Genomic DNA, 21,253 nt, shown 5'->3' on the forward strand with positions numbered 1-21,253 from the left:
GCATTACTGTACACGGCCCGGATGGATCATGCACATCGCCGTCACACTGTCGCCTTTCCGCAGGTCAGTGCGACACTACGGCGGCCGGCGCCGGCAGTCGATACCGGATCCTGGGGGCCGGGTAGCGAGGAACCGGCGATTCCGGGCAGCATTGCTCACGTGTCCCACCCCTCCCCCCTGACCGCCGCTCAGCACCAGGCCCTCGCGCTGCGCTCCGCGGGTGATCTGGCGACCGCCCGCCGCCTGCTCGCCGACGCGATCGCGGCGGCCCGACCGGCCTACGGGGAGGACCACCCCGACGTACTGGCCACCGGCCACCTGCTGGCCCGGCTGCACCGCGAGGCCGACGACCCGGCCGCCGCCCGGCGGGTCCTGGAAGAGGCGTACGCGGCCGGCGAGCGTCGCCGCGGCGACGGCGACCCCCTGATGCTCGCGCTCAGCTTCGACCTCGCCGGGGTGGCGGAGGAACTCGGCAATCGGCACGAGGCCCGTCGCAACTACGCCCGCGTGGCCACCGCCGGGCCCGCCGTGCTCGGTCCGGACCACCCCGCGGTACGCGCAGCCCGCCAGTACCTCGGCGGCTCCGCCGCCGCTCCCGTCCCGCCCGGTCCGCACCCCGGCGGCTCGGCCGCCGCTGCCGTTCCGCAGCCCGCTGGGGCACTGTCCGGGCCGACCATGTCGCTGCCCGCGATGCAGCAGCCGTTCCCGGCGCAGCCCGCCGCGCCCCGGCCCGGCGCCACGGAGGTGCCCGCCCCCGCGCCGCCGGTGCCCGGTGTCGAGTGGGCACCGCCTCCGGGGCCCGCTCGACCGGTCTCCTGGGCGCCGCCGGCCCCGGGTCCGGGGGCGCCCCTGCCGCCACCGCCGCCGATCCCGCCGGCGCCGACCAGCGCCAGTCCCGCCTCGACACCGCTGCCGCCGCCCCCCGTCGTCCCCGCGCCAAGGTCCGCTCCCCCGGCCCCGCCCTCCGGACCGGGTGCGCCTGTCGGCCCGCCGAGCGGCTGGGCGCCGCCGGCGGAAGCGACAACTCCCTTCCCCGCACCGCCCGCCGCCGGGCCGACCCCGGCCGTCCCGGCGCCACCACCGGTCACCGCCGTGCCGCCGGCGCCCGGGGTCACGCCAGTCGCCCCTCGGCCTCCGCTGATCCCGGCGCCGCCGCTGATCCCCGCCCCGCCGGGGCCCGTGCCGCCCGCCACGCACCCCGCACCGCCCACGCCCACCTCGGCGCCCGCCGCGCATCCCACGCCGCCCACATCCAGCTCGTCAAGGCCCGTCACGCACCCCGCGCCGCCCACGCCCAGCTCGGCGCCACCCGCCCCGCCGGTGTCGGCGCCGCCGGCGCAGACCCCACCCCCTCCGGCTGCGGCACCCGCGCCACACCCGGGACCACCACCCGGTTCGGCGCAGCCCGTCGCGCCGGCCCCGGTACCGCCCGCGCCGAAGCAGATGCCGCCGGTCGCGGCCGCACCGCCCGCCGCCGCGAGGCCCGGCCTGTTGCCGCCGGCGCCGATCATCCCGCCTCCGGGCCGCCCGGCCTCCGTGCCGCCCGCACCCGGCACGGCGGCGGCGCCGACCTCCGGCGCGGCGAAACCGTCGGTTCCGCCCGCCCCGGCGGCAGTGCCGCCGGCGCCGAGGATCCCGGCCCCGACCTCGGCCCCGCCCGCGTCCGGCGTGCTGCCTCCGGCTCCGTCCATCCCGGCCTCCGGCCCGCCGGCGACCGCTGCGCCGGCTCCGGCGCCCACCTCGGCCCCGCCGGCAGCCGCACCCGTGCCGGCCGTCCCACCACACCGGACTCCCGTCCAACCGGCCCCGGAAGCGGGCGGGTCCGGTGCGGGTGAGCGTGCCGACGCCCCCGCAACCCGTGGGCCGGGATGGGACAAGCCGACCATCCGGGTGCAGCAGATCGGCCCGCTGCTCCAGGAGGAGGCGGAGCGGCGCGCGGCCTCGTCGTCCGCTGGTGCCGGTGCGACCGCTCAGGTGAGTGGCCCGCCGGCCGGTGCACCCCCGGCGGGCACCTCGCCCGCGAGCGCACCCCCGGTGAGCGGTCCGCCGGCCGCTCCGGCCGGCGCCGGAGCCACCGTCGCCGAGCCACCCGTCGGGGCGCGGCCGGCGAGCGGGTCGCCGTCGGGCGGCGCCACGCGGGACGATCGGCCCTCGGTGGAAGGTCCCGCTGCCAGCGCGATCCACGACACCTCGGCCTCCGGTGGGGCCCTGCCGCCTCCCCAGGCCAGCACGCCGGGCTCGGAGTCGCCGATCGACGGTCGGCCGGATGGTGACCGTCGGGTGCCCACACCAGCGGTGAGCGGGCCGCCGGCCAGTGGCACGCCCGCCACGCCGCAGCCGGTCAGCCGCCCACCGAGCGGTGGTCCACCCTTCGCATCTCAGCCCGTCAGCGGCCCACCGGGCGGCGGCGCCCCCTTCCCACCGCAGCCGGTCAGCAGCCTGCCGGTCGGTGGTAGGCCCGCCGCCCCGCAATCGGTGAGCGGATCACCGATCAGCGGCGCGCCCTTCGCACCCCAGCCCGTCAGCGGACCGCCGACCAGCGGCGCCCCCCTGACGGGGCCGATCGGCGGTCCGCCTGTCAACGCCGGACCGGGCACGGGAACACCCTTCGCCGCCCCGCCGGGCGGCAACCCGCCGTTCAGCGCGCCGCCCGCGAGCGGACCGCCGCCAACCGCTCCCCCACCGCCCGGCCAGCCGGTCAGCGGCCCGCCCGGATATCCGGTCGGCGGGCCGCCCGGGTACCCCGCGAGCGGGCCGCCGGCCGCCGCTCCGGTCAGCGCGTCGCCCGTGCCGCCCTGGGGGATGACCGCACCGCCGTGGAGCAGCGCGGCCCCGCCGCAGCCGGTCGAGCGGCCCGGCGACCCGCACTCGGAGCCGGTCGTGGACGAGCCGGCCGCGGTGGACCCCGATCCGGCGCCGGAGAGCGGTGACGAGGCGGCCCGGCGGCTGCCGGTCTATGACGACCTGCTGACGTTTCCCGAGTCGAAGGAGTCGGCGCCGGAGCCGTACCCGAGCCAGGGGGCCTGGCCGGCGGTGCCGCCGGCGTTCCACCAGCCGGCCGCGTACCCGGCGGCGGAGGAGCCGGAGCCGCGCGGCCGCAACCGGACGGTGGTGGCCGTGGTGATCGGCACCGTGGTGGTCGCGGTGGCGGCCGCCGTCGGTGCGGGCGCCGTCCTGCTCAACCGGGACCCGGCGCCGCCGCCCGCGCCGGCGCCGAGCGCGGCGAAGCCGAAGGTGAGCGGTCCACCGCCGGGGGACCTGCGGTTGCAGGACGACACCACCACGATCACGGTCACCTGGAGCGACCCGACGGGCGGCGGGGTGCCGTTCGTGGTGGCCGGCGGCCGGGCCGGGCAGAAGTTGGGGGTGATGGCCACGGTGGACGCCGGGCAGACCCGCTACACGGTGAACGGGTTGAGTCCGAAGCTGGACTACTGCTTCACGGTGCTGGCCGTCTACTCGACGGACACCTACGCCACGTCGGGCCAGGTCTGCACGGACCGGGAGGGCGGCACGACGCCCGACTGACCGGCCGCCGCTACGACACGCTCGGTGTCCACAGGGGGACGGTGCGGGTTTCACCGGCACCGGCCGGCCCCTATGATGGCTCCCGGCTCTGGGGAGGGTCGACCACGCGCGCGCCCTCCCCCACCGACGCGGGGAGGCAGCCGCAAGTGACCACCATCGAGGACGTCACGAGCACCGGGCCGGAGACGGCCCGCCCCCGGTCCCGGATGCGGGGCGGGCTGGTGACCATCGGCACCGTGGCCGCGCTGCTGGCCGCGATGGGCCTGACCGTGCTCGGGCTGGGCGCCGCCGACAACGCGGTGGCGAACTACGACGCCTCCTCCTGGTTGTGGAGCACCAGCCGCAGCGAGCTGGCCCGGGTCAACGGGGTCACCGCCCGGGTGGACACCCGGATGGAGGTGCCCGGCGGGCGCCGGCACCAGATGCAGGTCGCCCAGACCGATCGGCTGCTGATCCTGCGCGACCTGAACACCGGCCAGGTCAGCTCGCTGGACCTGGCCACCCTCCAGATCACCGCGACCACGCCGACCGCCCCCGGCTTCGGGGTGAGCGTCGCGCTGCAGGAGGACGCGGCGTTCGTCGTCGACGCGGTGCAGGGCATCGTCCGGCAGCTCGACCCGCGGTCGCTGACCCCGATGGGTGAGCCGGTGCGCTACCCGCCGGGCATCACCGGCGGGGCGTTCGACGGCGCCGGGAAGCTGTGGATCGCGGTGCCGAGCGAGGGCACGGTCTCGGCGGTCACCGCCGCCGAGCTGCCCGCCACCCCGGGCGCCGCGCCGCCGGCCGGGCTCAGCCCGAAGCGGGTCGAGACGTACGAGGTGGCCGAGCCCGCCCACGAGCTGGTGGTGTCCACCCTGGACGACGGCGTCGCGGTGCTCGACCGCACCTCCGCCTCGCTCGTTACCGTGCGGGCCGGCCGGACCCAGCGGGCCAACCTGACGATGACCGCCCCGGGCAGCCTGCCGGCGCGCACCAGCGGCCCGCAGGTGCCGGTCACGGTGGCCGGCGAGCGGAAGGTGCACGTGGTCCGCGACGGCGCCGAGGTGGATCGGTTCACGGTGCCCGGCTCGGGTGAGCGGCTCAGCCCGGCGGTGGCCTGGGCGGGGCGCTTCTACTGCGCCGACGAGAACACCGGCACGGTCTATTCGTTCGACGCGAACGGGCAGCTCGTCGACACCATCAAGGGCTCCGGCCGGCCCGGCCCGATGGAGCTGGAGGTCCGCGAGAACCACCTCTTCATCAACCCGCCGAACTCGTCGACCGCCCGGGTCGTGGACGACCGGAACCAGGTCCGCGAGGTCAACAAGTACGCCAACGACGTGCTCGGCGGGGACCCGCCGCCGGTTGCCCCGCCGCCGCCCCCACCGAAGAAGCCGAAGGTGGGCAAGCCGGGCGCGCCGCGTGCGGTGACCGCCGCTGCGGGGAACGCGTCGGCGCGGGTGAGCTGGCAGGCGGCCTCGTCCAACGGCGCGGAGATCACCAAGTACGTGGTGGAGGGCGCCGGCCAGCGCCACGAGGTGGGCGCGAACCAGCGGGCCCTGGAGATCACCGGGCTGACCAACGGCGAGACGTACACGTTCTCGGTGCACGCGGTGAACGCCAAGGGCGATGGGCCGGCCCGCAGGAGCAACCCGGTGACCCCGACCGCCGCCGTGCCGGACCCGCCGGCCAGCGTGACCGCCGAGGCCCGGCCGGACGGCACCGTGCTGGTGAAGTGGCCGGCGGCCAACGGGCAGGGCAACACCGTCACGAAGTACGCGGTGACCGCCAGCTCGGCCGGCGCCAGCGCCCCGGCCGGCGAGTCGCCGAAGACCGAGCTGGTCATCCCCGCCGGCCAGCTGGAGTACGGCACCCAGTACGCCTTCACCGTGATCGCGGTGAGCGACAAGGGCGCCGGGTCCAAGGCCTCGCCGGTGAGCAACACGGTGGTGCCGTTCACCGCCCCGGCCGCGCCGACCGAGCTGCACGCGTCCACGGTGGCCGACCAGCCGGGCACCATCGCGGTGCAGTGGGCGCCGGCGGTGGAGAACGGCCGCCCGGTGACGAAGTACGTGGTGGAGGCCGCCGGGAAGACCACCGAGGTGACCGACGTGCGGACCACGATCGGCGGGCTCGGTGACGGGCAGAACGTCACGGTCAAGGTGAAGGCGGTCAACGAGGCCGGCCCCGGCGCGGTGGCCAGCACCACCGCCCGGACGGTGGCCGCGCCCCGGGTCACGGTGACCGGCTCGTCGGCCGACGCCACCTCGGTGACGGTGACGTTCACGGTGGACGCGGGCGGCGGCCGGGCGACCTGCACGGCCGCGACCGGCGGCAAGACGGCCAGCGGGAGTTGCTCCAGCCTGCGGGTGACCGGGCTTACGCCGGGCACCGCGTACACGGTGACGGTGACCGCCAGCAACGCGGCCGGCAAGGGCACCGACACGCAGGCGCAGAGCACCGACCCGCTGTACGGCATCGCCACCTGCAACAACGGACCGACCGGTGACCAGCGCACCTACTGCAATGCCGAGGTGGACGGCCGCAACGGCAACGAGATCTTCTCGGTGCCGCAGCAGCTCAACGCCAAGCAGGTCGGCTGGGCGAAGCCGGGCACCCGGCTGAAGGCGTACTGCAAGAAGCAGGGCGACAACGTCGACTCCTGGATCTACAACAACCAGAAGCAGAGCACCTGGTGGGTGCAGGTCGAGTACTCGGGACGCAACTACATCCCGTGGGCCTGGCTGAACCTGGAGGGTGGCGACAACATCAACCTCCTGCCCACCTGCTGACCGCGCCGCACCGAGGAGCACCCCCGCCCGTGAACACCCACGAACCGCTCACCCAGCCGGAGGTGCAGGGTTTCGCTGCCCTCGCCGCCCGGCTGGCCGAGAACGTCAACGCGGTCGTGCTGGGCAAGCCGCAGGTGGTCCGGCTGGCGCTGACCGCCCTCTTCGCCCAGGGGCACGTCCTGCTCGAGGACGTGCCCGGGGTGGGCAAGACGACCCTGGCCCGGGCCGTCGCGGCGACGGTCAAGGGGCAGTGGCGGCGCATCCAGTTCACCCCGGACCTGCTCCCCTCGGACGTGTCCGGCGTGACCATCTTCAACCAGGCCACCCGGGGCTTCGAGTTCCACCCGGGACCGGTGTTCGCCAACATCGTGATCGCCGACGAGATCAACCGGGCCTCGCCGAAAACCCAGTCGGCGCTGCTGGAGGTGATGGAGGAGCGCACGGTCACCGTGGACGGCGTACGCCACCCGGTGCCGCAGCCGTTCCTGGTGGTGGCCACCCAGAACCCGGTGGAGATGGACGGCACCTACCGGCTGCCCGAGGCTCAGCTCGACCGGTTCCTGGTGAAGCTCTCCGTCGGCTACCCGGACGAGGCGGTCGAGGTGGAGGTGCTGCGGGGCGCCACCCTCCGCTCCCCCGACTCGCTCACCGCGGTCACCGACACGGCCACCGTCGGGGAGATGGTGAAGATGGCCCGGCGGGTGCACATCGCCGAGCCGCTCTACGCGTACGCGGTGCGGCTGGCCGCGGCGACCCGCACCCACCCGCAGGTGCGGGTCGGGGTCAGCCCCCGGGGCGTGATCGCGCTGACCCGGGCGGCGTGCGCGTACGCGCTGATCGACGGGCGGGGCTGGATCATGCCGGAGGACCTGAAGACGCTGGTCGAGCCGGTCTTCGCGCATCGGCTGCTGCTCACCTCGGACGCGCAGGTGCGTGGGGTGACTTCCGCCGACGTGCTGCGCCAGGCGGTCGCCTCGGTGCCGGTGCCGCTGCCGTCGGGCCAGCCCGCCCCGGTCCACGGCTGACCGGTGGGGATCACCGCCCGCGGCGTCGGGCTGCTCGTCGCCGCCGTCGTGCTGCTCGGCGTCGGCTTCCGGTACGCGTACCCGGAGCTGACCGTGCTCGGCGCGGCGGCCGGAATCGCGGTCGGGTACGCCCTGGTGACCGCCGCCTGGCGCCCCCGGTTGACGGTCGAGCGGGTGGCCGACCCGGACCGGGTGGCCCGGGGTGAGCCGGCGGCCATGGTGCTGACGGTGCGCAACACCGGCCGGTTGCGGGCGGCGAACCTGGTCGCGGAGGACCGGTGCGGTGGCCGGCCGGTGCCGGTGCCGTTGCTGCGGCTGCGTCCCGGCCGGGACACCGAGGTGCGCTACCCGGTGCCGACCCGGCGCCGGGGCGTGGTGCCGGTCGGGCCGCTGCGGGTGACCCGCCGCGACCCGCTCGGCCTGGTGGCGCTGGCCCGCGCGTACGGGGACCCGGTGCCGGTGTGGGTGCACCCGCGCATCCACCCGCTCTCGGCGGTGCCGACCGGCGCCGGCCGCAGCCTGGACGGGCGCACCGACAGCGTGCCGCACGGCTCGATCACCTTCGACTCGCTCCGCGAGTACGTGGTCGGTGACGAGCTGCGCCGGGTGCACTGGCGGACCAGCGCCCGGGTGGGTGAGCTGATGGTGCGGGAGAACGTGGACACCAGCCTGCCCCGGCTCGTGGTGGTGCTGGACAACCGGGCGGCCGCCCACCCGGACCGGGACGCCGGGGTGGCCGAGTCGTTCGAGTCGGGGTGCGAGGCGGCGGCGTCGGTGGTCGCCGCCGCCACCCGCGAGGACCTGCCGGTGAGCCTGCTGCTGGTCGCGCCACCCGAGGAGGAGCCGGCCGGCAACGGCGACGGCTCCAGGTCGCCGCGCGACGCCAGACGCGCCGAGCCGCCGAGAGGCCCACTGGACCGGCTCGCCGCGGCCGAGCTGGCCGACGGCGGGGCGGACGTGCTGCGGGCCGCGCTGACCCGGCTGCGGCAGGAGCGGCTCGGTGACACGCTGGTCTTCCTCACCGGGCCGGGCGCCCGCGGCGACCTGGGGCACGTGGGCGCGCTACGCGGCGCGTACCCCTCGTTGGTGGTGGGGATGTTCGGCGCGGCGGAGCCGACGGCGGCCGGCGCGGCGGGCCTGGTCGTGGTGGACGCGGCCGACGGCGCCGAGTTCGCCGCCGAGTGGGACGGGATCCGCCGGTGGTGACCGTGCCCCCGCCGCGCCCGGGCGTCGACGCGCCGGCCGGCGAGGCGGGTAACGCCGCGGCGCCGGCCGGCGGCAGGCTGGCAACCCGGATGCTGCGGGCCGTGCCGGTGCCGCTGGCGCTGATCGTCATGATCGTCCTGGCTGGCGTGGTGCTGGGCCGGGTGTACGCGGACCCGCTGCTGACCCGCCTGACCGCCGGCGCGGCGATCGGCTCGGTGCTGGTCAGCGTGGCCGCCCGGCGGCTGCCGTCCTGGCTGGTGGCGCCGCTGTCGGTGGCCGCCCTGACCGGCTGGACGCTGCTGTCGCTGCGGCTGGCGACCAGCCACGCGGCGCTGCCCGGCGGCCTCGGCGAGGTGGCGGCGGACGCCGCCCGCAACGCGATCCCCCGGCTGCTCACCGCGATGATCCCGGTGGAACCGGCCCCGGACACCGTGCTGCTACCGGTGGTGGCCGCCTGGCTGGCCGGGCTGGCCGCCGCCGAGGTGGCGCTGCGGGCCGGCCGGGTGCTGCTCGGCTACCTACCCCCCGTGCTGCTCTACGCCGGCGCGCTCTACGTGGTCGGGCCGAACGCCGGCCCGGCGGTCGGGCCGACGGTGCTCTTCGCCGCGGTCGCCGCCGTCGGCCTGGCGGCGCCCGCCGGGCGGGCCGGCCCGGCCTCGGCCGATCCGGTCGCCGGCCTGGCCCCGGCGGTCCGGGCGGCGGTGCGGCTGCGGCTGCTCGCGGCGAGCGCGGCCGGGGTGGCGGTGCTGGTGGCCCTCGCGGCCCTGCTCGCCCCGGTGGTGGCCGGCCAGATCGACGACCGCCCGGTCGACCCGCGGCGCTACGTCGAGCCGCCGCAGGTGGAGTCGCTGGATGAGAACCCGCTGATCCGGATCTCGGGGTGGGCGCTCAACCCGGACCAGAAGCTGCTCGACGTGCGGACCGAGGCGGGCGCGGAACCGCCGCGAATCCGGCTGGCGGTGCTCAGCGACTACGACGGGGTGACCTGGCGGGTGGGCGCGACGTACCGCAACGCGGGGCGGGTCCTGCCGGCCGCCGAGCCGGCGCCGGGCGCCGCCACCGAGCCGGTGCGCCAGGAGATCACCGTGGCCGACCTGACCGGCCGGCTGCTGCCCGCCGTGCCGACCCCGCGCGAGGTGACCGGCGCGCGGGTGGCGTACGACCCGGCGACCGGGACGCTGATCCGGCCGGAGGGGCTGACGCCGGGGCTGCGGTACACGGTCGCCTCGGTGCGGGAACGCCCGGACACGAACCTGCTCAGCACGGCCAACGTGCCGGCCGGCGACGCGGTGGCCCGGGTGCTGCGGGTCGCCGACGGGGCGCCGGAGCAGCTGCGCCGGCTCGCCACCCAGCTCGCCGAGGAGAACGGCGCCCCGTACGCCCGGGCCTCCGCGATCGCGGACTTCCTGGCCGAGCACTACCGGGTGACCGCGGACGCGCCGAGCGGGCACGCGTACCCGAACCTGGCGTTCTTCCTCTTCGGACCGCGCAACGGTGGCGGGCAGCGGGGCACCTCCGAGCAGTTCGCGGCGGCGTTCGCGGTGCTGGGCCGGCTGGCCGGCCTGCCCACCCGGGTGGTGGTCGGCTTCGAGCCGAAGGCGGACGGCCCGGTCCGGGCGGCGGACGCGTACGCCTGGCCGGAGGTGCTGTTCGAGGGCGTCGGCTGGGTGCCGTTCGACCCGATGCCGCGCCCGGACGAACAGCCGCGCCCGGTGGAGGAGGACTTCCGGCCGAAGCCGGAGGACCCGCCCCCGTCCGAGGTGCCCGCCCCGACGGTGGAACCCACCGCCACGCCGCCGGCGGCGGCCGGCCCCGACCGGTCCGGCGGGCCGGGTGGACCCGGCACGCCGGTGCTGGTCGGCGGCGGCGTCGGTGGCCTGGTGCTGCTGGCCGGGGCGCTGCTGCTGACCCTGGCCGCGCTGCGCCGCAACCTGACCCGGGCCCGGCTGGCGCAGGGTGACCCGGGCCGCCGGATCGCCGGCGCCTGGCGGGAGCTCACCGACGCGCTGCGGCTGGCCGGCCACCCGGTCGGCGCGGACCTGTCCGCCGCGGAGGTCGCCGACCGGGCCCACCGCGCCCTCGTCGAGGCGCAGGCCGCGCAGGCCCCGCCGCCGCCGGTCCCGGCCCCGGGCCCGGTGCGCAGCCCCGGCGCGGCGCCGGTCGCCGACCTGCCGGGCGGCCCGGTGGACGAGCTGGCCGACCTGCTGAACCAGGTCGCCTTCGCCCCCGGCACGGCCACCCCGGCGCAGTCCGAGCGGGCGGCAACGCTCACCACCGGCTACGTGGCGGCGCTGCGCGCCGCCCGTCCCGCGTGGCGCCGCCTCCTGTGGACCGTCCACCCCGGCCCGCTGCGCTGGCGCCGCTGACCCCACGCCCGATCTGGCGACCTTTCGCCTGGGACGAACGACAACTCAGGCCAGGAATTCAACGGAAGCGGTGCGGGCGGCGTGTGGCGCGGGGCGCCTAGCGTGAGGACATGGCCGTCGTGATGTGGGTGGTGCCGGCGGTGGTGGGCGTCGGGGTGGCGGTCACCGCCGGCTGGCGGTGGCGGGCACGGACCCGTCGCGAGCCGACCCGGGCGGATCAGTTGGCGGCGGCCCGGAAGGCCGCACGAGAGCTGCGCCGGGCGGGTCCCCGGCGGCACCGGGACACCTTCGAGCGGGGCGCCGCCCCCGGCGACCGCCACTCGGCGGCGATCCTGGAGAACAGCGCCTACGGCGACGCCGCCGGCCACCACGACAGCGGAAGCGGCGGCGGGGACGGCGCCTCCTACTGATCCGCGGCGCGCAGCTTGCGGACGAGTTTGCGCAGGCCGGCCTGCCAGCCGTCGGGGTCCTCGGCGCGGCGGCGGGCGTAGCCGGCGACCTCCGGGTGCGGGAGGATGAGGAACCGCTCCTCGGCCAGCCCGGCGATGGTGGCGTCGGCGACCTGGTCGGGGGTGAGCACCGCGCCGGAGGCGGCGATCACCCGGGCGCCCAGGTGCCCGGCGGCCAGGCCGCCGGCGAGCATCGGGGTGTCCACGCCTTGCGGGCAGAGCGCGCTGACCCGGACGCCGGCGTCCCGGTAGGTGATGGCGAGCCACTCGGCGAGGCCGACCGCCGCGTGCTTCGTCGCGGTGTACGGGGCGTCGCCCACCGCGGTCAGCACGCCCGCCGCCGAGCACGTGAACAGCAGGTAGCCCTGGCCGCGGCGGAGCATCGCCGGCAGCGCGGCCCGGGCGCTGTGGACGTGCCCCATCACGTTGACCCGCCAGGCGCGTTCCCAGTCGGCGTCGGGCGCCTCCACTCCCCCACCGGTGGCCACCCCGGCGTTGGCGCAGAACAGGTCGATCCGGCCGTAGCGGCGCTCGGTCTCGTCGGCCAGCGCCCGCACCTGCGCCTCGTCGGTGACGTCGAGCCCGACGCCGTGCGCCACCGGGCCGATGCCCTCGGCCACCGCACGCGCCGCGTCGGCGTCCAGGTCGGCCAGGACGACGGCGGCGGCGCCCTCGGCGGCGAACCGGCGGCCGAGCGCGGCCCCGATGCCGCCCGCCCCGCCGGTGATCACGGCCACCCGGTCGGTCAGGTTCATCTCAGCCCGCCTCCCCGCCGGTCACGCCGAGCCGCGGGATCAGTCCCGCCCAGGCCGCGGCGCCGCCGGCGGTCAGCTCCGGGGTGGGCAGCAGCGCCAGCACGGGCACGTCCACGCCGTTGTCGGCGTACCGGCGGGCCTTCGCGACACAGTCCTCGGGCGAGCCGTGCAGGATCAGCGCGTCGACCACCTCGTCCGGCACCGCCGCCGAGGCGCCCCGCCGGTCGCCGGCGGCCCACGCCTCCCACATCGGACCGAGGCTGTCCTGCCGGCCCAGCCACCGGTGGAAGGCCGCGTACGCCGGCACGGTGAGGTAGCCGGTGATCAACCGGCGGCCCAGCGCCCGGGCGTACGTGGCGTCCTCGGTCGGGCAGACGAAGATCCGGGCGGCGACTTCGAACCCGGGGCGGCGCTCGCCCAGCTCGGCCAGGGCGGTGGGCACGTCGTCGGCGGCCAGCCAGTTGAGGATCACCCCGTCGGCCTCGGCGGCGGCCAGCCGCAGCATGCCGGGGCGCAGCGCGGCCAGCAGCACCGGCGGCGGCACGGCCGGCGGGCGTTCCAGGGTGAACCGGCGGACGGTGAAGGTGTCGTACACCTCGTCGATGGTCTCGCCGCGCAGCGCGGCCCGCAGGAAGCGCAGCACGTCCCGGGTCCGCTTGAACGGCTCGTCGAAGCGCACCGCGTTCCAGTCCCGGACGAGGACCGGCGAGGAGGCCCCGATGCCGAGCGCGAAGCGGCCCGGCGCGGCCTCGGCGAGGGCGGCGGCGCTCATCGCGAGCAGCCCGGGCCCCCGGGTGAAGACCGGGGCGATCGCGGTGCCCAGGCGCAGCCGCGGCGGCCACGCGGCGGCGAGCGCCAACGGGGTGAACGCGTCGGTCCCGGCGACCTCGGACGACCAGACGTCGGTGAAGCCGGCCCGGTCGAGGGCCGCGTAGGCCGTGGCGTGGTCGGCGAGTGTGATGCCGCCCAGTGGCACCGTCATGCCCCATCGATTCGTCACCGGTCGATCGTGCCCGGTCGTCGTCGTCCGGAGCAAGATCCTGCTCAACCAGCCAGGTGCTCCAGCTCGGCCCGGCGCCGCACGCGCCGGCTGAAGTTGTCGCAGCGGCGATGCGCGCGATAATCACCGCTTCGCCCGGAAGGAGTGCTACGACTGCCAGGTGGAGCGGACCGGGAGGCGGCGGTGAGGACTCCTGAGCCGGCCGCCCTGGTCGGGCCGGAGGGCGGTCCCAACCGCGCCACGTTCCTGGAGCTCTTCTTCGACCTGGTGTTCGTCTTCGCGCTGACCCGGGTGTCCGCCCGCGCCTTCGAGGACCTGGCGCTGGAAGGGGGGAAGACCAGTTGGACGTTCCTGACCGGGGGCGGCAAGACGCTGCTGCTGCTCCTCGCGCTCTGGGCGGTCTGGCAGGGCACCGCCTGGACCACCAGCCGCTACGACCCGTACCACATCGGGCTCCAGACAATCGTGATCATCGCGCTGGTGGGCAGCGTGGTGATGGGGGTGGCCATCCCCCGCGCCTTCAGCTCCACCGGGTTGGCGTTCGCCGTCGCATACGTGGTGGTGCAGGTCAGCCGGCCGGCGATCCTGCTGCTGACCCTGCGCCGGCTCCAGCACCGCCGGCTGAAGCTGCGCATGCTGATCACCTTCAGCGTCACCGGGGTGCTCTGGCTGGCCGGCGCGCTGCTGCCCACCGGCCCGCGGGTGACGCTGTGGACGCTCGCGCTCCTGCTGGAATACCTGGCGTCTCGGTTCGGCTGGCCCGTGCCCGGGCTGGGCCGGTCGACCGTCTCCCGCTGGGACATCCACGGGGAGCACCTGGCCGAGCGCTACCAGCAGTTCTTCCTGGTCGCGCTCGGGGAGACGATCCTGATCGCCGGGCTGGCGTACAGCCGGGCCCCGGGCAGCGCCACCCGCACCGCCGCCTTTGCCGCGGCGCTGCTCACCACGGTGCTGTTCTGGCGGATCTATGTGCAGCGGGCCGGGCGGATCCTGGGCGAGGCGGTGACCCGGGCCGCGCACCCGGCCACCATCGGCCGATCCGCCGCCGACACGCACCTCGTCATGGTGATCGGCGTGGTGGCCACCGCGATCGGCTACGAGCTTGTCAACGAGCATCCGACCGGGCACAACGAGGTCGGCTGGCTCGCCATGATCCTCGGCGGTCCGGCGCTCTTCCTGCTCGGCCGTGCCCGCTTCGAGTACGAGGTGTTCGGCCGGGTGTCCCCGTCGCGCTGGATCGCTGCGCTCCTCCTGGTGCTGCTCATGCCACTGCTCAAGCCGGTGGTGCCGCTGGCCGCGGCGATCGCCGCGGCACTCGTGCTGCTCGGCGTGGCGGTGGCCGACGCCCGCCGTGCCTGGGGCCGCCCGCCGGAGGCGGCCGCCCCGCCGTTCTGACCGCGACCGGTCGGGGGCGCCCGAGGCGCCCGCCTCGGCGCTAACATCCGCGGGTGACCTTCTCGATCGTCGCCCGCTCCGCCGACGGCCTCGTGCACGGCATCGCCGTGGCCAGCAAGTTCCTCGCCGCCGGGGCGCTGGTCCCGGCCGCCGAGGCGGAGGTCGGCGCGCTCGCCAGCCAGGCGCACGCCAACCTGGCGTACCGGTCGCAGGGGCTGGCGATGCTGCGCACCGGCGTGCCCGCGGCGGGCGTGGTGGCCGCCCTGATCGCCGCCGACCCGGGCCGCGACGACCGGCAGCTCGGCGTGGTCGGGGCCACCGGCGAGGGCGCCACCTGGACCGGCCCTCGCTGCCACCCCTGGGCAGGCGGCCAGTCCGGCGACGGCTGGGCCGCGCAGGGCAACATCCTGGCCGGCCCCGAGGTCATCGACGCCCTCCGGGACGCCTGGCTCGGCGGCGCCGAGCTGCCCTTCCCGCAGCGGCTGCTGGCCGCGCTGGCCGCCGGGGACCGGGCCGGCGGCGACCGGCGGGGCCGGCAGAGCGCCGCCCTGTTCGTCGTGCGGCGCCACGGCGGCTACGCCGGCACCGGTGACGAGCTGGTCGACCTGCGGGTCGACGACCACCGTGACCCGGTCGCCGAGCTGGGCCGCCTGCTCGACATCCACACCCTGCTCTTCGGCAAGCCCGACCCGGCCACCCTGCTCGACCTCACCGGCCCGGTCGCCGACGAGGTGGCCGCGCTGCTGGCCGCCGCCGGCCACCCGGTCGGCGCCGCCGGGCTGGAGGAGGCGCTCGACGCCTGGGCCGGCGTCGAGAACCTCGAGGAGCGCATCGTCCCCGGCCGGATCGACCCGGTCGTCCTGGACCACCTGCGGCGCACCGCCGCGCCGGCCACGGACGCCTGACCGCCGGCGGTCAGCCGCTGAAGGAGAGCCAGCGGAAGCCGGTCCGGTCCAGCACCGCCCGCTCCGCGTCGGTCACCGGCACCCGGCCGGTGGCCTTGCGCACCAGGGTCAGCGCGTCCCAGCCGAGGCCCTCGGGCACCGGCCGGCCGGCGGCGAGCAGGTCGGCGACCACCGCCGCCGCGGTCGGGGTCAGCCAGGGCCGCCGGTCCAGCGCGTCGGCCAGGTCCAGGCCGTGCACCGCGACCTCCACCACCCGGGTACGCAGGAACTCGGTCAGTGCCATCGCGTCGCCGTGCCGGGTGCGGACCAGCCGCCCCGGCGGCTCGGCGGCCACCGCCGCGTCGGCGGCCCGCCAGGCCCGCGCGAAGCCCTCCGCCACCTCGGGTACGCCGGGCACCGCCCGCGCCTCCCGCCGGGCGCCGTCGATCCGGTCCCGGTCGACGTCGGGCGCGAACTTGGCCGCCCCGAAGTAGCCGGCCGCGTCCACCTCGGCGCGCTCGGGGGCCGGCGCGGCGAGCATGCCGACCAGCCGCCCGGCGCCGGTGCGCACGTGGGCCAGCAGGTCCCGCACCGTCCAGGGCGGGCACGGCGTGGGCCGGTCCAGGTCCGCCTCGTCGAGGTCGCGCAGCACCCCTTCCAGCCGTGCGCACTCGTCGCGGAACGCCGTCCGTACCGTGTCCATCCGCCCGTCCTGCTTCCGCTTTCGAACTCATGGGTGTGCGGTCGGATTATTCGCTGGCCGCCCGGGCCGGCCGGGGCTGGGGTCGGCCGCTGGCAGCCACGTCACGACGGGACCTACCCGCGAGGGGTGACGCGGGAGCTGCGGTTTTCCACACCTGGGCTTACTGGGGTTGGCCGTCCGGAGTCGGCGGTCGACCTCATGGTGGGGCCGCGGGTGGGTTCCTAGGGTCGTTGGCATGATCCTTTTGGGGCACGCCTCGACGCATGCTGGTCCGTGGGCCGAGAAGTTCGATCCGCCGCCGGCCGGCCTGGTCGGGTTGGTGACCGACCTGGTGGAGCGACTCGGTGCGCCGGGCGCCGGCCTGGCGGTCGCGTTGGAGAATCTGTTCCCGCCGATCCCGAGTGAGGTGATCCTGCCGCTGGCCGGCTTCACCGCCGGTCAGGGCAGGATGAATCTGTTCGCCGCGATCGTCTGGACCACGATCGGCTCGGTGGTCGGCGCCATGGCGCTGTACGCCGTCGGCGTCGCGCTCGGTCGGGACCGGATTCGCGCGATCGCGGCGCGGCTGCCGCTGATCAAGCTGAGTGACGTCGACAGGACGGAGGCGTGGTTCGCCCGGCACGGGGGGAAGGCGGTCTTCTTCGGGCGGATGATCCCGATCTTCCGCAGCCTGATCTCCATCCCGGCCGGTGTGGAGCGGATGCCGTTCGCCACGTTCCTGCTGTACACGACGTTGGGCAGCCTGATCTGGAACACCGCGTTCGTGATGGCCGGTTACGCGCTCGGGGAGAACTGGCGTTCCGTCGAGCCGTACGTGGGGACGTTCCAGAACGCCGTCATCGCGGTCTGCGCGCTCGCCGTGGGGTTCTTCGTGGTGTCGCGCCTGGCCGGGAGGCGCCGGAGTCGATCGGCCCGGGACGCCGAGCCGGTACCGAGCACGCCCGGACCGTACGGGCCGGGGGCGCGCGTCGAGCCATCCGGGCTCCCCGGGGCCGATCGCCCGGCCCACGCCGTACGCGGCAGACTGTACGGCACCGTTGCTGATTCCATCGTCAGGTCTCAGCAGTCCACGCGTTTCCGCGCGGAAGGTCCGTAACGGTGTCACCGAAGCGTGGGGGCTTCGGTGTCCTGATGGCGGTCTCGCGTTTCTTCCTGCCGTTGGTGCGGCAGGGTTGCGCCACCTGCCCGCTGCGCCCCGGCCTTACGGCTGGGGCGGGTAGCGCGGGTCTTCTGGTCGGCTCCACGCGGTTTCGACGCTTGCGCGTCCTGGTCTCCGGCCACTCCGGTACCAGTTGTTACGGCTGCCGCGAGGGCAGCGAGGTTGCGGGCGGCGTTGGCATCCCGGTCGAGGATGAGGTCGCACTCGTCGCAGATGAAGGTTCTGACGTGCAGCGGCAGCTTGGCTTTCACTGCCCTACAGCCCGAACAGGTCTTTGAGGAGGGGTACCAGCGGTCAGCCACGATGCTCACACCGCCGGCCCAGCCGGTCTTGTAGGTGATCTGTCGCCGGATTTCGCCGAACCCGGCGTCGGCGACCTTGCGGGCCAGCCGGCGGTTACGCAGCATCCCGGCGACGTTGAGGTCTTCCACCACCACCGTGCCGTACTCAAGGGTGATGGTGGTGGTGAGTTTGTGCAGGCCGTCTTGCCGCAGGTTCGCCACCCGGTGGTGCACGCGGTTACGTTCGGCGTTCGCGATCAGCCACCGTTTCGACGGTGTCTGGCCGGTGCGCCGATCCGGCCCGTTGCGGCGGGAGACCCTGCGAGACATCCGCTTGAGTACCTTCAGCGCCCGGTCGTAGTGCGCCGGGTTCGGCACGTACCGCACCTCACCCGCCGAGTCAGCCACCACGGCGAGACACTTGACGCCGAGGTCTACCCCGACCACCGCATCCGGACGGGCCGGGGTGCGCTCGTTCTTGCTGACTTCGACCTGAAACGAGCAGAACCACCGACCCCGCTCGAACCGCACGGTGGCCGACAGGATGCGGGCGGTACCGTTCGTCACCCGGCGCTCAAGCTTGCGCGTGGACTCGTGAGTGCGGATCACCCCGAGCCGGGGCAGGGTCACATGGCGGCGGTCAGGCTCGACACGGATGGTTCCGGTGGTGAAACGGCACGACAGGCGCGCCCGATGCTTCGACTTGCGGCGAGGAACGCCCATCCGCGGGCCTTTACGCTGCCCGCGCTTGGACTTGACATAGTTGTCGAACGCGGCGGCGGCGTTGGCCAGGCCTGTGTTGTAGGCCTCTTTGGAGTTCTCCTCCCACCAGTCGGCAAACCGTGGGTCGGTGCGCTTGACCTGATTGAACTTCTTACGCAGCGTGGACAGTGACCACGACCGCCACTCGGTCAACTCCTCCTCCGGCACGCCGTAGGACTCCTCTGCCCGCCGCTGCCACCAGGACGCCGAGACCCACGACACCGCCCAGTTGTAGGCGGCGCGGGCCGCCCCGCAATGCGAACGCAGCGCCTGCTCCTGCGTCACGTTCGGGTCGAGCGCAAATCGGTAGGCCTGCACGACAAAGCCCGGCTGGGGTTGGAATTTCTTCACCCGGCGCCCTCGCCGGTCGCCACGGCCACGGCACGGGCCGCGCGGTTCTTCGCCGCACGTTGCCCGTACAGCCGGGCGCACATCGAGGTCAGCACCTCGGTTATGTCCCGAACCAGGTCGCTGGTGGTCTCCTGCGGGTTCAGGACAACCAAACGCCGGCCGGTCGCCGACAGCGCAGATTCCAGGTGTTCCACGCCGAAGCGGGCGAGCCGATCCCGGTGCTCGACCACGATCACCGCAACGGTCGGGTCAGCCAGGACCCGGTGCAGCTTGCGCCGCTTGCCGTTAAGTCCGGAGCCGACCTCCTTGAGGACCTCGCTGATGGCGAGACCCTGCGCATTGGCTCCGTCCACGACCCGCATTGCCTGACGGTCCAGGTCATCTCTTTGGTCGACGGAGGAGACACGGCAGTAAGCGACTACGCGGCCTTCGACACTCGCGGGCTCGGTCACGATCCACGTTCCGGAGGGCGCCTGGCGGACGGGGACGGGCATCTTCCCGTCCTTCACCCACCGCCAGGCGGTCTGATAGCTCACGCCCTGCTGGCGCGCCCACTCCGAAAGCTTCACGAAACCAGAATACGCGACGATGCATGACCACATCTGCCCATAGAATGGCGAACAGTTGTTAGCCCCGCGCCGGTCGGAGGCAGGTCGTCACGGCCCCCGTTGACGGGCAGCGGGAGGGTCGGCGGGCGGCCTGGCACACGTTGCCGGTGACCGGCCGCCATCGATCGGACGACGGGGATCCGAGATGCCACGAGTTGGGGAGGGACGGCCTGGTGGCAGAGCGCGCGGTGCACGGTCGGCGGTCCTGGGCCGGCGCCGTGGGGTGGAGCCGACCCGTGGCGGACGTGGCGCTCGGCGTCCTCACCGCCGCGGCCGAGGCGCTGTTCCTGCTACTCGCCGGGCTCGCCGTGGTCGCGGCAGCACCGGTCCCGCCGGCCCGACGCCGCCTCGGCACCGTCACCCTCCGGTACGCCCGACGCATCACCGAGTGGGAGCGGCACCGCCTCGCCGTCGTCGCCTCGGCACCACCGCCGCCACCGGTCCGGGTGAGCGGACCGCGCGTACTCGGCTATCTCACCGCCCGTCTCCTGCCGGCGGCGCTCGGCCTGCTCACCGCCGGACTGCTCGTGGTCGGTGTCGTACTCGCCGCCATCGTGGTGCGCTCCTTCGTCGCGGGCACCATGACCGCAGCCGACCTCCTCCTCCAGGGGGTCATCGGGGCGGCCCTGCTGCTGCTGAACCTGCAGGCGATGGTCAGCGTGGCGACGCTGGACCGGTGGCTGGCCCGCAGACTGCTCGAATCCACCACCCGCGAGGCACTGCAGCTGCGGATCAGCGAACTGACCGTCAGCCGAGCCGGCGTGCTGGCCGCGGTCGACGCCGAACGTCAGCGCATCGAACGGGACCTCCACGACGGGCTGCAGCAACACCTCGTCGCCCTCGGCATGCTGCTCGGGCGGGCGCGCCGCAGCCGCGACCCCGACCGGGCGCGCGAACTCCTCGTGCAGGCCCACGAGGACACCCAACGCGCCATCGACGAGCTGCGGGACGTGGCCTGGCGGGTCTATCCCTCGGCACTCGAGCACACCACCCTGGACGAGGTGCTCACCATGGTGGCGCAACGATCGGCGATCCCCGTCAGGATCAGCTACGACGTGCCCGTCCGGCCGGCCCGGCCGATCGAAACCGTGCTCTACTTCGTCGCCTGCGAAGCGATCACCAACAGCACCAAACACGCGGGAGCTACCCTGATCACCATCGAGATCGAGACGCGGGACGCAGGAATCGAGATGCGCGTGCGCGACGACGGCAGCGGCGGCGCCGACCCGCACGGCAGCGGCCTGCAGGGGCTCGCCCGCCGGGTCACCGCGCTGGACGGACGATTCGACCTGCACAGCCCACCCGGCGGCCCGACGACGATCCGGGCCGAGTTGCCATGCGCATAGTGCTCGCCGAAGACTCCACCCTGCTCCGGGAAGGGCTGGCCCGCCTCCTCGCCGACGAGGGACACCAGGTGGTTGCCGCCGCCGCCGACGCCGACCAGCTCGTCACCGCCGTCGAGCAGCACCGCCCCGACGTCGTCGTCACCGACGTCCGCATGCCGCCCACCAACACCGACGACGGGCTCCGGGCGGCGCTGGAGATCCGCCGCCGCTGGCCCGACATCGCCGTGCTGGTCCTCTCCCAGTACGTCGAGCGGCGCTACGCCGCGAAGCTCCTCGCCGACCGGTCCGAAGGTGTCGGCTACGTCCTGAAGGACCGCGTCGCCCAGGTCGAGGACTTCCTCGACGCGCTCGACCGCGTCGCCGCCGGCTCCACCGCGCTCGACCCTGAGGTCGTCCGGCAGCTCATCTCCGCGACGAGCCACGCCAACCCGCTCAGCCGCCTCACCCCGCGGGAGCGCGACGTGCTGCACCACATGGCTCAGGGGCACACCAACGCCGCCGTCGCCGAGCGCCTGCACGTCTCACAGAGCGCGATCGAGAAGCACGTCAACACCATCTTCGACAAGCTCGACCTCACCCACACCACCGGCTACAGCCGCCGGATCCTCGCGATCCTGCGATACCTCGGCTCCTAGCCGGCCGGCGGGCCTGCGCAGCCATCGAA

The 21,253-nt window shown here is 75.2% G+C and carries 16 protein-coding genes and 1 pseudogene; 12 read left to right on the plus strand and 5 right to left on the minus strand.

The genetic code is table 11. The features are described 5' to 3' along the window. Window positions 1-159: 159 nt before the first annotated feature. The 7 genes and pseudogenes from AB0F68_RS19260 to AB0F68_RS19290 all read left to right on the plus strand — a co-directional run. Window positions 160-576: pseudogene (locus AB0F68_RS19260) on the plus strand (tetratricopeptide repeat protein); the annotation flags it as partial. A gap of 2,226 nt (window positions 577-2,802) precedes the next feature. After that, entirely contained in the window at window positions 2,803-3,528 is a 726-nt protein-coding gene (locus AB0F68_RS19265; protein ID WP_357340243.1) for a fibronectin type III domain-containing protein, read from the plus strand. 206 nt (window positions 3,529-3,734) lie between these two features. Then, window positions 3,735-6,299 (plus strand): fibronectin type III domain-containing protein, encoded by a 2,565-nt coding sequence (locus AB0F68_RS19270; RefSeq protein ID WP_357340245.1) that lies wholly within the window; start codon window positions 3,735-3,737, stop codon window positions 6,297-6,299. A 29-nt stretch (window positions 6,300-6,328) separates the two neighbouring features. Further along, window positions 6,329-7,324, plus strand: a complete 996-nt coding sequence (locus tag AB0F68_RS19275; protein WP_357339903.1) for a MoxR family ATPase — start codon at window positions 6,329-6,331, stop codon at window positions 7,322-7,324. 3 nt (window positions 7,325-7,327) lie between these two features. After that, window positions 7,328-8,530 carry a DUF58 domain-containing protein gene (locus AB0F68_RS19280; RefSeq protein WP_357339913.1) on the plus strand — a complete coding sequence of 401 codons (1,203 nt, stop codon included), beginning with the start codon at window positions 7,328-7,330 and terminating at the stop codon, window positions 8,528-8,530. A gap of 89 nt (window positions 8,531-8,619) precedes the next feature. Next, window positions 8,620-10,896, plus strand: coding sequence for a transglutaminaseTgpA domain-containing protein (locus AB0F68_RS19285; protein WP_357340247.1), 2,277 nt, complete (start codon window positions 8,620-8,622; stop codon window positions 10,894-10,896). Between the two features lie 110 nt (window positions 10,897-11,006). Beyond that, window positions 11,007-11,306: a hypothetical protein gene (locus AB0F68_RS19290; protein WP_357339915.1), complete on the plus strand. Its 300-nt coding sequence runs from the start codon at window positions 11,007-11,009 to the stop codon at window positions 11,304-11,306. Here AB0F68_RS19290 and AB0F68_RS19295 read toward each other — a convergent pair. Together AB0F68_RS19295 and AB0F68_RS19300 are read right to left on the minus strand one after the other, a co-directional pair. Then, on the minus strand, window positions 11,300-12,100 hold the full coding sequence (locus AB0F68_RS19295; protein WP_357339928.1) for an SDR family oxidoreductase: 801 nt from the start codon (window positions 12,098-12,100) through the stop codon (window positions 11,300-11,302). The genes AB0F68_RS19290 and AB0F68_RS19295 overlap by 7 nt on opposite strands. Window position 12,101: 1 nt before the next feature. Continuing rightward, window positions 12,102-13,082, minus strand: coding sequence for an LLM class F420-dependent oxidoreductase (locus AB0F68_RS19300; RefSeq protein WP_357340249.1), 981 nt, complete (start codon window positions 13,080-13,082; stop codon window positions 12,102-12,104). A gap of 201 nt (window positions 13,083-13,283) precedes the next feature. Here AB0F68_RS19300 and AB0F68_RS19305 point away from each other — a divergent pair, with 201 nt between their 5' ends. Continuing rightward, window positions 13,284-14,495: a low temperature requirement protein A gene (locus AB0F68_RS19305; protein ID WP_357339930.1), complete on the plus strand. Its 1,212-nt coding sequence runs from the start codon at window positions 13,284-13,286 to the stop codon at window positions 14,493-14,495. 53 nt (window positions 14,496-14,548) lie between these two features. Further along, entirely contained in the window at window positions 14,549-15,400 is an 852-nt protein-coding gene (locus tag AB0F68_RS19310) for a DUF1028 domain-containing protein (RefSeq protein ID WP_357339932.1), read from the plus strand. A 10-nt stretch (window positions 15,401-15,410) separates the two neighbouring features. On the opposite strand, the gene AB0F68_RS19315 is transcribed toward AB0F68_RS19310, so the two are convergent. Further along, window positions 15,411-16,082 (minus strand): maleylpyruvate isomerase N-terminal domain-containing protein, encoded by a 672-nt coding sequence (locus AB0F68_RS19315; protein ID WP_357339934.1) that lies wholly within the window; start codon window positions 16,080-16,082, stop codon window positions 15,411-15,413. A gap of 235 nt (window positions 16,083-16,317) precedes the next feature. On the opposite strand from AB0F68_RS19315, the gene AB0F68_RS19320 reads away from it, so the two are divergent. Then, a complete protein-coding gene (locus AB0F68_RS19320; RefSeq protein ID WP_357339943.1) occupies window positions 16,318-17,178 on the plus strand; it encodes a DedA family protein in 861 nt (286 codons plus the stop codon). A 5-nt stretch (window positions 17,179-17,183) separates the two neighbouring features. Here AB0F68_RS19320 and tnpB read toward each other — a convergent pair whose 3' ends face one another. Together tnpB and AB0F68_RS19330 are read right to left on the minus strand one after the other, a co-directional pair. After that, window positions 17,184-18,635, minus strand: coding sequence for an IS607 family element RNA-guided endonuclease TnpB (tnpB, locus tag AB0F68_RS19325; protein WP_357339945.1), 1,452 nt, complete (start codon window positions 18,633-18,635; stop codon window positions 17,184-17,186). Next, window positions 18,632-19,204, minus strand: coding sequence for an IS607 family transposase (locus AB0F68_RS19330; protein WP_357339947.1), 573 nt, complete (start codon window positions 19,202-19,204; stop codon window positions 18,632-18,634). The genes tnpB and AB0F68_RS19330 overlap by 4 nt, the downstream gene beginning before the upstream one ends. A gap of 212 nt (window positions 19,205-19,416) precedes the next feature. Here AB0F68_RS19330 and AB0F68_RS19335 point away from each other — a divergent pair, with 212 nt between their 5' ends. Further along, window positions 19,417-20,589: a histidine kinase gene (locus AB0F68_RS19335; RefSeq protein WP_357339949.1), complete on the plus strand. Its 1,173-nt coding sequence runs from the start codon at window positions 19,417-19,419 to the stop codon at window positions 20,587-20,589. After that, on the plus strand, window positions 20,580-21,224 hold the full coding sequence (locus AB0F68_RS19340; protein WP_357339951.1) for a response regulator transcription factor: 645 nt from the start codon (window positions 20,580-20,582) through the stop codon (window positions 21,222-21,224). Before AB0F68_RS19335 ends, AB0F68_RS19340 begins: the two co-directional genes overlap by 10 nt. The last annotated feature ends 29 nt before the right edge of the window (window positions 21,225-21,253 follow it).

Origin of the sequence: Micromonospora sp. NPDC023966 (assembly GCF_040639095.1) — a bacterium.
Classification (GTDB): domain Bacteria; phylum Actinomycetota; class Actinomycetes; order Mycobacteriales; family Micromonosporaceae; genus Micromonospora.